Source organism: Sphingobium indicum BiD32, from assembly GCF_000382885.1.
GTDB lineage: Bacteria > Pseudomonadota > Alphaproteobacteria > Sphingomonadales > Sphingomonadaceae > Sphingobium > Sphingobium japonicum_C.
Window position 1 is genome coordinate 1 of the sequence record NZ_CAVK010000105.1, and the last position, 14,844, is coordinate 14,844.

Consider the following 14,844-nt stretch of genomic DNA (forward strand, 5'->3'; position numbering starts at 1 on the left):
GGCCCGGCCCTGTATCGCATAGCCGCCCGCCTTGCCCCGCCATTCGCCGCCGGCAATATAGCGGTCGATCTCGCTGCGCTCCAGCGGCTTGAAGGTGACGATATTGGTGGACAGGCGATGCCGCGCCTTGCCCGCTGCGTCGATCAGCGTGATCGCGCTCAGCACGCGGTGCCGCCGCCCCGAAAGCAGAGTGAGGCAGGCGCGCGCCTCCTCCTCCGTTTCTGCCTTGGGCAATATGCGCCGACCCGCCGCAACGACGGTGTCGCCCGACAGGATCAGTGCGCCCGGATGCCGCGCGGCAACGATCGCCGCCTTGTCCGCCGCAACCCGCGCGGCATAGACGGACGGCAATTCGCCCTTGTGCGGGGTTTCGTCGCAATCGGCAGGGTCCACTGCATCGGGTGCGACGCCGATCTGCCCCAGCAGCGCCAGGCGCCGGGGGGAAGCGGAAGCAAGAATGAGCCGCATCGGGCCTGACACCCGTTGGCTTATTTGAAGCGGTAGGTGATCCGACCCTTGGTCAGGTCGTAGGGCGTCAGTTCGACCAGCACCTCGTCCCCGACGAGGACGCGGATGCGATTCTTGCGCATTTTACCAGCGGTATGGCCGAGGATCTCATGATCATTCTCAAGCCGGACGCGGAACATGGCGTTGGGGAGAAGCTCCACAACCTGTCCGCGCATTTCAAGCAGTTCTTCTTTGGCCATAATATCCCGAATTCAAAAAATCGCGCCGCCATAGCGCCAATTCATCCAAAATGAAAGGCGGCTTCATGCGCTGAAATGATCGCCCGCTGCGACGAGTGCGGCAAAGACGCAATCAAGCTGTTCTGTATCGATACAATAAGGCGGCATCAGATAGATGGTGTTGCCCAATGGCCGCAGCAAGAGGCCGTGTCGCAGGAAGAAAGCGCGCAGCCGCGGGGCCAGATCGGACAGATAGCCTGCATCCGCCGTCACAATGTCGATCGCCGCGATCGTGCCCAACTGGCGTGGATGGGCGAAGGCGGGATGCGCTGCCAACTCTGCGAGTCGCGTAGCAATGCCATCGGTCAGCGCGGCGATTCGGCCTCGCACATCCTCCTCTCGCCAGATGGCGAGATTCGCGACGGCAGCGGCGCAGGCGATGGCGTTGGCGGTGTAGCTGGACGAATGATAGAAGAGCCGGGCGCGGTCGCTCGACCGGTGCGCCTCGAAGATGCGCGCAGTCGCCAGCGTTGCGGCGAGCGGAATTGCGCCGCCGGTAATGCCCTTGGCCACCGCCATGATGTCCGGCACCACCCCCGCCTGTTCGCAAGCGAACAACGTGCCGGTGCGGCCCCAGCCAGTCATCACTTCGTCGGCGATGAACAGCACGTCATGGCGGCGGCAAATTGCGGCCATCTCGCGCAGTACAGGTGGCGGATAGAGCAGCATCCCGCCCGCGCCCAGCAGCAGCGGCTCGACGATGAAGGCGGCGGGCTTGTCGCGGCAGGCTGCCTCCAGCGCGTCGAGGCAGGCTTGCTCCCGGCCCGGCGCTGGAAAGGGGACGGTGCAGACATCGAACAAGAGCGGTGCCCAGGCGGCATTATAGACGCCGCGTTCGCCCACCGACATCGTGCCGATCGTGTCGCCATGATATCCATGTTCCAGCACAAGAATGCGGCTGCGCGCCTCCGCCAGCCCGTCCAGCGCCAGATTATGCCAGTAGCCCAGCGCCATTTTGAGCGCGACCTCAACCGCCGTCGATCCGCTATCGGAAAAAAAGACGTGGGCGAGTGGATCGCAGCCCGGCGCGTAGGGCGCGATCTCGATCAGGCCGCGCGCCACGGTTTCGGCAGGTTCATGGGTGTAGCCGGCGAAGATCAACTGATCGAGCTGACCCGCCTGCTGCGCGATGGCGGCGGCGATGCGCGGATGGCAATGGCCATGAGTCGTTACCCACCAGCTGGAAATCCCGTCGATCAGCGTGCTGCCATCAGCCAGATGCAGCAACGCCCCCTCCGCGCGCACGACATGGGGGATCGGCTCGTTCAGGCCATGCTGGGTGAAGGGGTGCCAGACGGGGGAGGTCATGGGGCGGCTTTAGGCGAGGGCAAGGTGGAGCGCTAGCCGCCAAACATCCTTGCGCCGGGAACAGTACCCTTCTTATGATGGGATGTCATCTGTGGGGCGCGGATGGCAAATGGGGGGACGTCATTGAAACGCTATTCATTCTGGCTCGGCCTGGTCCTGAGCATGGGCATTTTTGCGATCACGCCTGCTGGCGCGCAGGAACGCTCCGCTGTCAGGCAGGGATTTCAACTCGCAGCGAACAGCAATAAACGCATCTTGGTGTTCCCGCCTTCGGTGCGCGTGGGCGCGCAATCGACCGGGGGCATGTTCGAGCCTAACGCCGAATGGACCGAGCGGGCCAAGATGAATATCCAGGGCGCGCTCAAGATACTCCAGGCGAAGCTGGGTAATCAGGTCATCGTCGCACCGGATGCGGATGGCGATCAGGCCCGCAATCTGCATGAACATATGTCCCTGTTCGCCGCCATCTCCCAAGCCGTGATCGAATATCAGTTCTTCGTCGGCAACCGCCTGCCGACCAAGAAACGCGACAACAAGGCGGACATATTCGACTGGTCGATGGGCGAAAGTGTCGCGAACCTGCCCGGCGCGGACAAGGCAGACTATGCCTTGTTCATCTATAACAAGGACGCCTACGGATCGACCGGCCGCAAAATGTTGCAGATGGTCGCGATGCTCGGCGGGGTAGGCGTCACGTCGGGCGAACATGTCGGCTATGCGGGCCTCGTCGACCTGAAAACCGGCGACCTTCTCTGGCTCAATGCCGATGGCGCGATGGGCGGGGACGTGCGGGAAATCGACGGGGCAGACAAGCGCGTTGCCCAACTGCTCGAAGATTTCCCCGGCAGCCAGATCGGCAAGGCTGCGCAACCGTGAGGCGTCTTGTCGCACAGCTTGCAACCGGACTGGCGTGTCTCCTCGCGCAGGCCGCCGCCGCAGCGCCTGCTCTGCCTCCGCCTTATGCTGGCGCATACCAGCCACAGGGTGTTGATGAGATCGGCCTCTGGCGGGAGATGGACGAGGATGAACAGCGCCTTGCCGTATCCAGCCTGGTCATTCGCGACGAAAAGCTTACGCGCTATCTGACCAAGATATTGTGCGACACAGTCGGCGCAGACCGGTGCAACTCGGCACGCATCTACGTCATGCGAGAGCCGACATTCAACGCCACTATGGCCCCCAATGGGACCATGCGCATATTCAGCGGCCTGCTCCTTCGCGTTCATAACGAGGCGGAGCTGGGTGCGATCCTCGGCCATGAATTTGGCCACTTCGAGAGTCGTCACTCTCTGGAAAAGTTCAGGTCGGGGCGGCAAGGCACAGACCTTCTGGCATGGGCGGCCGTGCTGGCGAGCCTTGCCCCCAGCTATGATGTCCGGCGGCCCTACCAGGATTTACAGCTCTCCGTGTACGGCAACCTGTTTCGTTTTGGCCGGGATCAGGAACGGGAAGCGGACGCCTTGGGGATCGGCTATCTCAACAAGAGCCAGTTCCCGCCGCAGGCAGCGTCACTGGTCTGGCAGAATGTCATGGCGGAGATCGAGGCATCCGCGCAGGTTAGGGGATTGAAAAAGCCGAACTTCGAGCGGATAGCCTTTACCGCATCGCATCCGCCGCACGGTGAGCGCGCGGCTACCATGGCTACCCTCGCTTTGCCCGATGCGGCGGCGCGCGATGCGGGCGCTGATCGGTATCGCGCTGCCCTTGCACCATGGCTGCCGCTGTTCCTGGAAGATCAGGTCAAACTCAATGATTTCGGTGCGAGTGATTATCTTATTCAGTCATTGGCGCAGAGCGGCTGGACAGCGCCTTTGTGGTTTGCGCGTGGTGAACTTTATCGGTCGCGCGGTGCCCAGCGCGATCTGGTCAACGCCGCCGAATTTTATGCGCAGGCCATAGCAAGCGATGGGAGCATGGCCGATGCCTATCGGGGGCTTGGCTTGTCCCTCGTCAAGACCGGACGTCGCTCCGAAGGCGCGCAGGCGTTGCGGACCTATCTCGAAAAAAAGCCGGACGCGAGCGATGCGTCCATGATTCTGATGATGCTGCCAAAGGAAGGGACGGGCAATTGACCGCAAAAACCCATATCATGGCAGTTGCGATGATCGCGACAGGCCTCCTCTCGCTTGCATCGCCTGGCCTTGCGCACAAACTCCATGAAAAGGGGGCAGGCGTCGCGGTTGCCAATGCGCCGCTCTGGGTGACGCCGTCGCGTGACTGGAACCAGCTCAGCGGGCGCATCGGCAAATATGCCGAGACCTGGACGCTGGACGGCGGACAGTTGAACGACGTCACCTTTTATGGCGGCATTCCAGCGGGCATGCCGCTGGTTAAAGAGCGCAACAAGAAGCATGATCCCTTGCCCAAATTTACGGCGGAAACCTTGTTGGTGGAAGTGCCGGAACTCATCGAGCGCACTTATCGTACGTTCAAGGGCATCGGCAGTTTCTCCCTGATCTCGACCGATCCGGCTCCATTCCTCGGCAAGGACGGCGTGCGTTTCACCTATGAATATACGGACGGTGACGAACTGACGCGAAAGGGAGAGGCAAGGGCGGCGATCGTTGGCGGCAAGCTCTACATGATCACCTTCGATGCGCCGCGCCTCAACTATTTTGGCAAGACAATCGCCGACTATCGGGCGCTGGCAGACTCTGCCACGCTTCGGTAGCGGCGATCATCGGGCAGGCGGTCCCTACCAGATCTTCACCCGCTCTTCCGGCTTCAGGCTCAACTTGCCGTCGGGCGCGGGTTTGAAGGCGTCGTACCAGGTGTCGAAATTGCGCACGATGTCGGCGCGATATTGCGACGGGGCGTGCGGGTCGGTGACCAGCCGCTGGCGCAGGTTCGCCTCGCGATAATTGCGCCGCCACACCTGCGCCCAGCCCAGGAAAAAGCGCTCGTCGCCGGTCGTGCCGTCGATCACCGGCGCGGGCTTGCCGCCCAGCGAGGCATGATAGGCGTCCAGCGCCACCGCCAGACCGCCCAGATCGCCGATATTCTCGCCCAGCGTGAACGCGCCCTTCACATGCGCACCGGGGAAGGGTTCATAGGCGTCATATTGCTTGACCAGTCTGTCGGTCAGCCCCTTGAAATTGGCGACGTCGGCGTCGGTCCACCACTGGTTGAGCTTGCCGGTTTCGTCATATTTCGCGCCCTGATCGTCGAAATGATGGCTCAGTTCATGGCCGATCACCGCGCCGATGCCGCCATAATTGACCGCTGGGTCGGCGTTGGGATCGAAGAAGGGCGGTTGCAGGATCGCGGCGGGAAAGACGATCTCGACCATGCCGAAATTGGCGTAAGCGTTGATCTCCATCGGGGTCATGCCCCATTCCCAGCGATAGATGGGCTTGCCCAGCTTGCCGATATTATAGTCGAAATCGAACTGGCTGGCGCGCATCGCATTGCCCAGCAGGTCGTCGCGCTGGATGGTCAGGGCCGCATAGTCGCGCCACTTGTCGGGATAGCCGATCTTGGGGGTGAAGGCGGCCAGCTTCTTGTGCGCGCGCGCCTTGGCGGTGTCGCTCATCCATGGCAGGCCGTCGATGCGGCGGCCCATGGCGGCGATGACATTTTTGACCAGCACGTCCATTGCCGCCTTGGTTTCTGGCGGGAAATATTGCGCGACATAGGCCTTGCCGACTTCTTCGCCGAGCGAGTCCTTGAGGAAATCCACGCCCCGCTTCCACCGGGCTTCCCGCTCCGGCGTGCCTGACAGGGTGGTGCCGTAAAAGGCGAAGTCGGCGTTGGCGATGCTGTCGGGCAGCTTGTCGGCATAGGCGTGCAGGCTGCGCAGCAACAGCGCGTCCTTGAGCAAGCCGACCGGTGCCTTGGCGATCAGCGCCGCTTCGCCGGTGATTGCAGACGGCTGGGCGACCAGCAGGTCGGTGGGGGTCAGGCCGTTGGCCTTGAAATAGGCGGCAAAGTCGAAGCCGGGCGCAGCCTTTTGCAGGGTGGCCAGAGTCAGCTTGTTATAGGTCTTGTCGGCGTCGCGGCTGTCAATCTGGGTCCAGTGGACCTTGGCGATTTCCGTCTCGAACGCCATTAGCGCGGCGGCGCGGGCCTTGGCGTCAGCTTCACCCGCCAGCGTCAGCATCGTCTCCAGATGCGCGACATAGGCGGCGCGGATCTTGGCCATTTCCGGCTTTTCATCCAGATAATAGTCGCGGTCGGGGAGGCCCAGACCGCTCTGGCTCATCGACAGGATGTAGGTTTCGGGGTCTTTATCGTCCTGCCCGACATAGAAGCGGAACGGCCCGCTGATGCCGCTGCGCGCGGCCTTGGCGGCGACAAGGGCGTAACCGGCCTTGTCCTTGACGCCCTTGATTTCGGCCAGCCAGGGTTTGATCGGGGCCAGTCCCTTCGCCTCTACCGCGGCGGTGTCGAGATAGCTGGCATAGGCTGCGCCGATCTTGCTGCTGGCGTCCCCCTTCGCCGCGTCCAGGATCGCGCGGGTGCGGGTGCGCGATAGTTCGTCCAGCGTGTTGAACGCGCCATAGTTGGACTTGTCGGCGGGGATCGGCGTGTTTTTCGCCCATGTGCCGTTGGCGTGCAGGTAGAAATCATCGCCGGGCTTGACCGAAGGGTCCATGCCTGCGGCGTCGAAGCCATAGCTGCCATAAGTGGGCTTGGCGGGCGCGGCGGTCGTGGGCGATGGAGCGGTCTGTTGCGCGTGGGCACTACCAGCAGTCAGCGCCAGTGCGGAGGCGGCGGCACACAGGAAAAATTGGTTCATCAAAGCATCCCTTGCTTGAAGTGGGCGCAGCTTAGTGCGCCCGGCATGATGGGGACTTGAACGCCTGTCCAACAATCCTGTCCATGTCGTTGGTCGAATATTATCAGCCGTTGAAAGGATCGGAAAGCCGGACATGCGCGGCAAAGGCGGCGGCCAGCGTGGCGGGATCGAGCGGATCGAGCAAAGGCAGACGGCCAAAGCTGGGGATAGCGGCCAGTTGCGGGATGATGCGTTCGTTCTCCGCATGGGCCTGCCCGATGAAGGCGATGCCCGCGATCGGCACGTTGCGGGCGCGCAGCGCTTCGATGCTGAGCAGGCTGTGGTTGATCGTGCCGAGCGCGGTGCGGGCGCACAGGATGACGGGTTGGCCCCAATGAGCGAACAGATCGGCCATCAGCAGCTCCTCGCTGATCGGCACCAGCACGCCGCCCGCGCCTTCGATCACCAGCGGGCCATCGACCTGCGGCAGAGCCAAACGGTCGAGCGCGATTTCTACCCCGTCGATCCGCGCGGCGAGATGGGGGGAGGCGGGGGTGGTCAGGCGATAGGCTTCGGGCAGGATATGGCTGGCGGGCAGGCCGGAGAGGCGGGCGACGACCTCCTTGTCGCCATCAGGATCAACCCCGGCCTGGATCGGCTTCCAGTAATGGGCACCCAGCGCAGCGGCTAATCCGGCGGCGAACACGGTCTTGCCGATGCCGGTGTCGGTGCCGGTGACGACGAATATGGTCACCGGACGATCCGTTGCAGCTCGCGGCCCAGCGCGGCGATGTCGGCGCGGCTGACATTGAGGGTGAGCGATATGCGCAGGCGGCTGGAGCCGGGCGGGACGGTGGGCGGGCGGATGCCGCGCACGTCGAAGCCTGCGTCCTGTAGCGCGGCGGCGGCGGCCATGGTGCGGCTGTCCCCGCCCAATATGACCGGCACGATCTGGCTGCGCGGGGTGGGCAGGCCTAGCGGGCCGCAGATGGATTCGGCCGCGTCCTGCCGCAGGGTCGTCAGCCTGTCGCGCAGGTCGCCCGCTTCCTCGATCCGGTCGAGCGCGGCGGAAACGGCGACCGCCATCAGCGGCGAGGGCGCGGTGGAGAAGATGAAGGCGCGGGCGCGGTTGATGAGATAGTCGATATGGATGCGCTGGCCGCAGATCAGCGCGCCTTCCACCCCCATCGCCTTGCCGCAGGTGTGCAGGGTGATGACATTGTGCAGGCCATCAAGACCCGCCGACAGGCCGCGTCCGCCGGGACCGAATACGCCGGTGCCATGGGCTTCGTCCAGGATCAGCATCCCGTGATGCCTGGCTGCCAGCTTGGCGAGATCGGCCAGCGGTGCCATGTCGCCGTCCATCGAATAGAGCGTTTCGACCGCGATCCAGATGCGGCCCTTGCCTCCTTCGGCGCGGAAGGCGGCGATCAGGTCGGCAAAGCTCTGCACGTCATTGTGGCGGGCGAACACGGCGGCGGCCTTGCTCATGCGGATGCCGTCATGGGCGCTGGCGTGGATCAGTTCGTCGGCGACGATCAGGTCGCCGCGCTGGGGCAGGGTGGCGAACAGAGCGAGGTTGCCGACATAGCCGTTGGCGACGAACAAAGATGCCTGGGTGCGGAAGAAGGCGGCGGCCTTGGCCTCCAGCCCTTCATGTTCGGGCGCATTGCCGCGCAGCAGCCGCGATCCACCTGATCCCACCGGCACGCCACGCCCGATCGCGTCGGCCACGGCCCCGGCGATGATCGGATCGCCCGACAGGCCCAGATAATCGTTGGAGGCGAAATCGCGGCCCGACCGGGGGATCAGGCGGCGCAACCGGCCGCGTGATTCCAGCGCGGCCAGCTGTCTGGCAAAGGGTTCGGCGGTCATGGCCGGGGCTATAGGCGCGGTGGCGGAAGTTCGCAAACTTCGCCCATATCGATATATGCAAATTTCAGGCGAAACTTTGCGCGGCCCCCGGCGTGGTGACGGGGGCGGGACGGACGATGGGAAAGAACGGGATGGGCGGGACTGTAGCAGGATGGGGGGATGTAGGACAGGCCATCAGCCGAACAGGCCGCCCTGCGCGCCGGGCTGGTGCGATTTGCGGGTTTCGACGCGGGATGCTTTTTTCACCGGACTGATCAGCGGAGGCAATTTGGGTTTCAGCCCCTGGAACAGTTCGGCCAGCGTCACGAATTGCAGCGCGGGGAAGCGACCGAATTCGGTTTCGATGACGGGCTGGGACGCCGCTTCGTCGCGCATCCCCTTGGTCGGCATTCCTTTCATGACGAACAGGCCGAAACTATGCTTGTCGCGTTCCATGACGCGGCCAAGGTCGCGGACCATATTGGGGTTCACATTGTCGCCCGCCTTGACCGAGATAACCCCGGTTTCGATCTTGCCGCCAGCGGCGAGATAATTGAACCAGCCATCGACGCCCTTGTCCCCGCCCTTTTTCTCACGCGGGAAGCCGCCGACCTGCCAGCAGATCCATTGCTGGAACTGGTGCGGATCATCCTGTGCCAGCCGTTCGGCGCTGGCCAGATCCTTGGGCACGCCAATCGTGTCGAACGCGATGCCGGGATAGCCGTCGCGCATCCGCGCCTCGATCATGCCGATGGCGATATGGGTGACGTCTATGCCGATCCATTGCCGGTCCAGTTTCTGCGCGGCATCGACCGCCGTGCCACAGCCGCAAAAGGGATCGAGCACGACATCGCCGGGGTTGGACGAGGCGGCGATGATCCGTTCGAGCAGGGCGCGGGGTTTTTGCGTGGGGTAGCCGAGGCGTTCCTCTGACATATTGTGCATCGGCTTTATATCCACCCAGATATCTTGGAGTGGGATACCCGGCGCATCTTCGAGATACCTTTTGCCTTGCGGCATACCGTCGGCTTTAGCTGGCCAATGAATGAGGCCAACACCATCCATTTTTTCGAGACGCTCGATTAAGGGGAGTTCGTCCAATTTCTCGCCGGTGATCCTCTCATACTTGTCGTAGAAATATGACGGAGGCTGCCAGTGTCGTTTGCGATCAGTAGGGTTTCTTCCACGCCAAGGCAGGGCAGAGTCACCGTTTCGTGTGCCAGGGCCAGTCAAATCTGTGCGACGCCAACGCCGACCGTCCTCATCAGTGTGGGTAAAAAATGCATCTACGTATACGTCATCATATGGACCGTAGAGTGCATTCCAAATGAATGATTCATTTTTCGAGTAGAAGAAAATTACGTCATGGGCAGGGCCATAACGGTTGGCACTATTATGAGCGCTGGTCCTTTTCCAAATGATTTCACTACGAAAATTCTCAGCCCCAAACACGGCATCCAGCACCAGCTTGAGATAGTGACTCGCGGTCGGATCGCAGTGGAGGTAGAGCGAGCCGGTGGGTTTCAGGACGCGGTGGAGTTCGACCAGCCGCACCGCCATCATCGCGAGGTACGCCATCAGCGGATTTTCGCCGATGGCGCTGTGCATCGCGTTCATCATCACGGTCAGCGCGCGGTTGGTGCCGCTGGCAATGTCCATCAGCGCGCTCTGGCTGGATGGTCCCCACGTCCACGTATCTTCAAATGCGAGAATTTGTGCAGATTTATCAATCAGTCCCCCCCCTGTGCTTGGGGTGGGGTCTTGAACAGGACATTATAGCCCGCATTGGAATTGAACGGCGGGTCGAGATAGATGAGGTCGACGCTTTCGTCAGGGATATGCGTCCGCAACACGTCCAGATTGTCGCCATAATAAAGCCGGTTGGTCATGCGCGCCCCTGAACCCCTGTATCGGACATGGCTTCTGGCACGAAGGAGGGCCGGATTCCAGCCTTTGCAGCGACATGGCGATTGTCGTAGGGGGGCGAGACGTATATACATCGTCTGTACCGGACGGAGGATAGCATGTCGAAAGCCGCGATCTTCACCATGAAGCTGGAACCTGACCTGCGCGCCGCGTTCATGGCCGAGGCCGAGGCGAGTCACCGCCCCGCTTCGCAGGTGGTGCGCGAACTGATGCGCGATTTCATCCAGCAGCAGCAGGCACAGCGTGAGCATAGCGCCTTCCTGCAACGCAAGGTCGATGCCGCCCGTATTTCGGTGCAGCAGGGGCAGGGCCGGTCGAATGCGGCGGTGGACGCTGACTTTGCGGCACGCCGGGCGCGGATCACCGATCAGGCGTGAAAATCGTCTGGACGCCGCAGGCGGAGCGGGACCGGGTTGCGATCTGGGACTATCTCCACGCGCGTGATCCTGAAGCGGCATGGCGGATGGATCAGTTATTCAGTCAATCCATCGCCCGGCTTGCCGATTTTCCGATGCTTGGTCATGTGGGGGAGATTGCGGGCACGCGCGAACTGACCCCGCATCGCAGCTACCGCATCATATATGAAATAGGGGAACAGACGGTGTGGATACTCGTCCTGACCCATACGGCGCGGCAATGGCCGCCTGAGCATCCGTAAAGCGGTGAACAGGGAAACAGCCCGCCCGGATCGTGCCGGGCGGGCTGTTCCTTCATTTACGCCCCATGCGCCAGCGCGGCCAGCAGCAGCAGCGCGACGATGTTGGTGATCTTGATCATCGGGTTGACCGCCGGCCCGGCAGTGTCCTTGTAGGGATCACCCACGGTGTCGCCGGTGACGGCGGCCTTATGGGCTTCGCTGCCCTTGCCGCCATGATGGCCATCCTCGATATATTTCTTCGCATTGTCCCATGCGCCGCCGCCACTGGTCATGGAGATGGCGACGAACAGGCCGGAGACGATGACGCCCAGCAGCAGCGCGCCAAGAGCCGCAAAGCCGTTGGAGACGCCCGCGACGGCGGCGATGACGAAATAGACGATGATCGGCGCCAGGACGGGCAGGAGCGAGGGGACGATCATTTCCTTGATCGCCGCCTTCGTCACCAGATCGACCGTGCGGGCATAGTCGGGCTTGCTGGTGCCGTCCATGATGCCCTTGTTTTCCGCAAACTGCGCACGAACGTCTTTTACCACGTCACCGGCGGCACGGCCCACGGCGGTCATGCCCATCGCCCCGAACAGATAGGGGAGCAGTGCGCCGAGCAGCAGCCCGACGATGACATAGGGGTTGGAGAGGCTGAAATCGACCGGGGCGGTGAGGCCCAGCGCCGAATTGTAGAATTTCAGATCCTCCGTATAGGCACCAAACAGCACCAGCGCGGCAAGGCCCGCAGAGCCAATGGCATAGCCCTTCGTCACCGCCTTGGTCGTGTTGCCGACCGCGTCGAGTGCGTCGGTCTTGACCCGGACGCTGTCGTCGAGATGCGCCATTTCGGCGATGCCGCCCGCATTGTCGGTGACAGGGCCATAGGCGTCGAGTGCCACGACCATGCCCGCCAGCGCCAGCATGGCGGTCGCGGCAAAGGCGATGCCGATCAGGCCCGCCAGCTGGTGCGCGACGATGATACCCGCGACGATCACCAGCGTGGGCAATGCGGTCGATTCCAGGCTGACGGCCAGCCCCTGAATGACGTTGGTGCCATGGCCGGTTTCCGATGCCTTGGCGATGGAGCGGACCGGGCGATAATTGGTGCCGGTATAATATTCGGTGATGACGACCAGCAGCCCGGTGACGGCCAGCCCCACCATCATCGACCAGAACAGGTCCATGCCGCTATAGCCGCCCGCCCCGTCCAGATCCGCACCGAACACCGCGTGCATGTCGCCCAGCGTGCGCCAGGTGACATAATAGATGGCGGGGATGGACAGGATCGCCGTGACCCAGAAACCATTGTAGAGCGCGCCCATGATCGACTGGCTGGCACCCAGCCGCACGAAATAGGTGCCGATGATGGAGGTGATGATGCACACGCCGCCCACGATCAGGGGGAGCGACATCAGGTCCATCTTGAAGGCGTTGTCGACCCCTGCAACCAGCAGCGCGATCAGCACCATGGTGGCACCGACGGTGACGACATAGGTTTCAAACAGGTCGGCGGCCATGCCCGCGCAGTCGCCGACATTGTCGCCGACATTGTCGGCGATGACGGCCGGGTTGCGTGGGTCATCCTCCGGTATGCCCGCTTCGACCTTGCCCACCAGATCCGCGCCGACATCGGCCGCCTTGGTGAAGATGCCGCCGCCAAGGCGCGCGAAGATGGAGATGAGCGACGCGCCGAACGCCAGCGCGACGAGGCTGTCGATGACGAGCCGATCGTCAGGCGCATGGCCGGCCGGGCCGGTCAGATACCAGAAGAACAGGCTGATCGCGAGCAAGGCGAGGCCCGCCACGAGCATCCCGGTGATCGCGCCCGCGCGGAAGGCGACCGTCAACCCGCTTTGCAGCGTGCCGCGACAGGCTTCGGCGGTGCGGACATTGGCGCGCACCGAGATGTTCATGCCGATGAACCCGGCCGCGCCCGACAGGATCGCGCCGATCAGGAAGCCCACCGCCGAGGTCAGCCCCAGGAAATAGAAAACCAGCAAGGCGACGACCGCGCCGACAATGGCGATGGTGGTATATTGGCGGCCCAGATAAGCCTTGGCCCCTTCCTGAATCGCGTCGGCGATGGACTGCATGGTGGCGTTACCGGCAGGCGCGTTCAGCACCTGTCGGCTGGTGAAAAGGCCGTAGAGTATGGCCAGCAGGCCGCACCCTATGGCGATGGTGACAATTTGCATGGATGTTCCTCTCCCCCAATTATGACTTTCATCGGCCGCTCCGCAGGGAATGACGGGCGAACGAAGGGCGCATCGGCGGGCGGCCGGACGGGTGGGGTCCGGCATCTGGCACCGCGTCAATCAGCATCAGGCACACGCACATAAGCGGTCCAACCGGGCTGAGAATAGGGTGAAGGGAAGCTACAGGCCGTACAGCGCGCGTCAAGCGGGTTGGGGGACTATCCGTGTTCCCAGCCAAGTGTGGCCGGTAATGGCACGGTTGCGCCGTCGATCATCAGGGTGAGACCCGCGCCGGTGCCGACATGGCCGATGGGGATGGCGCGGACCGGGGGTGTGGCTGCGCTGGGCAGGGTGAAGAGCAGTTCATAATCGTCGCCCGCCTGTGCCGCCGCGATCTGGACGGCGGTGCTGGCGCCGCGCACGCTTTCGAGCGCGGGGGAGAGGGGGATATGATCGATGGTGATGGCGACGCCGCTGGCCTGCGCCATCCGCTGCGCGTCGATCAGCAACCCGTCCGACAGGTCCATCATCGCGGTGGCATGGGGAGCAAGCAGCGCGCCTTCGGTCAGGCGCGGGCGCGGGCGGCGATAGGCGTCCGCCAGTGGGCCGGACGCTGTGGGATCGGCACGGGCGAGGGCGAGGCCGATGCCAGCGTCGCCGACCGGGCCGGTGACGTAGAGCGTGTCGCCCGGCTGCGCGCCGCTGCGTGTGGGGATGGCACTGTTCGCCTCGCCGATCGCGGTCAGGCTGTAGCTGCGCGGCGCGCCATCGGGCATCTTGACCGTATCGCCGCCCAGCAGCGGCAGGCCGTGGCGGTCGAGCGCTTCGCCCAGACCGTCGAGAAAGGCGGCGTCCCACGCTTCGTCACCCGACAAGGCATAGTTGAGCAGGCAGCCGACCGGCCGCGCGCCCTTGGCCGCCAGGTCCGACAGGTTCACGGCGGCGAGTTTCCAGCCAATGTCGGCGGGCGGATCGGTGGGGAGATAATGGACCCCCTCGACCATCGTGTCGCTGGTGAGGATCAGGCGGGTCTCGCCCAACGGCAGGACCGCGACATCATCCATCAACCCCTGCGCGGCGGGATGGTTGGCCAGCAGGCGCAGCAGGGTGAGGAAGCGGGATTCGGCGGACATGGCAGGAGTCTAGCCTTCTGACCACCAATCCGAAATGCTTTCATCCGTTCGTTTCGAGCGGAGGGGGTGTTATGACCCGCGCGCGTCCTTGGCCACCGCATCCAGCAAGCCGTTGACGAAGCCGGATTCGCGCTTGTCGTAAAAGGCGTGGGCGACATCGACATATTCGCTGATGATCGTCGCGGTCGCGATGTCGGCGCGGGCGATCAGTTCGTAGGTGCCTGCGCGCAATATCTGGCGCATCGGCTTGTCGAGCCGGTCGAGGCTCCAGCCGCTCGACAGGCGGGCGACGATCAGCGCGTCGATTTCGTCGCGGCGCTTG

General features: G+C 63.4%; 16 protein-coding genes. 5 read left to right on the forward strand and 11 right to left on the reverse strand.

The features are described from left to right. The 3 genes from EBBID32_RS10625 to EBBID32_RS10635 all read right to left on the reverse strand — a co-directional run. The coding region (locus tag EBBID32_RS10625) for a Maf family protein (protein ID WP_037490080.1) at positions 1–468 on the reverse strand (468 nt) is incomplete at its 3' end. Between the two features lie 20 nt (positions 469–488). Next, positions 489–707, reverse strand: coding sequence for a translation initiation factor IF-1 (infA, locus tag EBBID32_RS10630; protein WP_003049127.1), 219 nt, complete (start codon positions 705–707; stop codon positions 489–491). Between the two features lie 63 nt (positions 708–770). Beyond that, complete coding sequence (locus tag EBBID32_RS10635) at positions 771–2,054, reverse strand: adenosylmethionine--8-amino-7-oxononanoate transaminase (protein ID WP_006956297.1); 1,284 nt, start codon at positions 2,052–2,054, stop codon at positions 771–773. Positions 2,055–2,177: 123 nt separating this feature from the next. Between EBBID32_RS10635 and EBBID32_RS10640 the strand changes: the two genes are divergently transcribed. From EBBID32_RS10640 to EBBID32_RS10650, 3 genes are read left to right on the forward strand one after another with little or no spacing between them, the layout of a single operon-like run. Continuing rightward, positions 2,178–2,930, forward strand: coding sequence for a hypothetical protein (locus EBBID32_RS10640; protein ID WP_006956299.1), 753 nt, complete (start codon positions 2,178–2,180; stop codon positions 2,928–2,930). Further along, positions 2,927–4,126 carry a M48 family metallopeptidase gene (locus EBBID32_RS10645; protein WP_037490078.1) on the forward strand — a complete coding sequence of 400 codons (1,200 nt, stop codon included), beginning with the start codon at positions 2,927–2,929 and terminating at the stop codon, positions 4,124–4,126. The genes EBBID32_RS10640 and EBBID32_RS10645 overlap by 4 nt, the downstream gene beginning before the upstream one ends. Continuing rightward, positions 4,123–4,725, forward strand: coding sequence for a hypothetical protein (locus EBBID32_RS10650; protein ID WP_006956303.1), 603 nt, complete (start codon positions 4,123–4,125; stop codon positions 4,723–4,725). The genes EBBID32_RS10645 and EBBID32_RS10650 overlap by 4 nt, the downstream gene beginning before the upstream one ends. Before the next feature lie 24 nt (positions 4,726–4,749). On the opposite strand, the gene EBBID32_RS10655 is transcribed toward EBBID32_RS10650, so the two are convergent. From EBBID32_RS10655 to EBBID32_RS24875, 5 genes are all read right to left on the reverse strand, one after another. Beyond that, entirely contained in the window at positions 4,750–6,792 is a 2,043-nt protein-coding gene (locus EBBID32_RS10655; RefSeq protein ID WP_006956305.1) for a M13 family metallopeptidase, read from the reverse strand. A 103-nt stretch (positions 6,793–6,895) separates the two neighbouring features. Continuing rightward, positions 6,896–7,525, reverse strand: a complete 630-nt coding sequence (gene bioD / locus EBBID32_RS10660; RefSeq protein ID WP_006956307.1) for a dethiobiotin synthase — start codon at positions 7,523–7,525, stop codon at positions 6,896–6,898. Further along, entirely contained in the window at positions 7,522–8,646 is a 1,125-nt protein-coding gene (locus EBBID32_RS10665; RefSeq protein WP_006956309.1) for an 8-amino-7-oxononanoate synthase, read from the reverse strand. The genes bioD and EBBID32_RS10665 overlap by 4 nt, the downstream gene beginning before the upstream one ends. 174 nt (positions 8,647–8,820) lie before the next feature. Further along, a complete protein-coding gene (locus tag EBBID32_RS10670) occupies positions 8,821–10,284 on the reverse strand; it encodes a DNA methyltransferase (RefSeq protein ID WP_006956311.1) in 1,464 nt (487 codons plus the stop codon). A 71-nt stretch (positions 10,285–10,355) separates the two neighbouring features. Next, entirely contained in the window at positions 10,356–10,514 is a 159-nt protein-coding gene (locus EBBID32_RS24875; protein ID WP_006956314.1) for a hypothetical protein, read from the reverse strand. Positions 10,515–10,649: 135 nt separating this feature from the next. Between EBBID32_RS24875 and EBBID32_RS10675 the strand changes: the two genes are divergently transcribed. Together EBBID32_RS10675 and EBBID32_RS10680 are read left to right on the forward strand one after the other, a co-directional pair. After that, positions 10,650–10,928, forward strand: coding sequence for a hypothetical protein (locus EBBID32_RS10675; RefSeq protein WP_006956316.1), 279 nt, complete (start codon positions 10,650–10,652; stop codon positions 10,926–10,928). Beyond that, positions 10,925–11,209 (forward strand): type II toxin-antitoxin system RelE/ParE family toxin, encoded by a 285-nt coding sequence (locus EBBID32_RS10680; protein WP_006956318.1) that lies wholly within the window; start codon positions 10,925–10,927, stop codon positions 11,207–11,209. Before EBBID32_RS10675 ends, EBBID32_RS10680 begins: the two co-directional genes overlap by 4 nt. A gap of 56 nt (positions 11,210–11,265) precedes the next feature. Here EBBID32_RS10680 and EBBID32_RS10685 read toward each other — a convergent pair whose 3' ends face one another. The 3 genes from EBBID32_RS10685 to EBBID32_RS10695 all read right to left on the reverse strand — a co-directional run. After that, positions 11,266–13,389 (reverse strand): sodium-translocating pyrophosphatase, encoded by a 2,124-nt coding sequence (locus EBBID32_RS10685; RefSeq protein WP_006956319.1) that lies wholly within the window; start codon positions 13,387–13,389, stop codon positions 11,266–11,268. Positions 13,390–13,607: 218 nt separating this feature from the next. Continuing rightward, complete coding sequence (thiL, locus tag EBBID32_RS10690) at positions 13,608–14,522, reverse strand: thiamine-phosphate kinase (RefSeq protein WP_006956323.1); 915 nt, start codon at positions 14,520–14,522, stop codon at positions 13,608–13,610. Positions 14,523–14,591: 69 nt separating this feature from the next. Further along, the coding region (locus tag EBBID32_RS10695) for a transcription antitermination protein NusB (RefSeq protein ID WP_037490079.1) at positions 14,592–14,844 on the reverse strand (253 nt) is incomplete at its 5' end.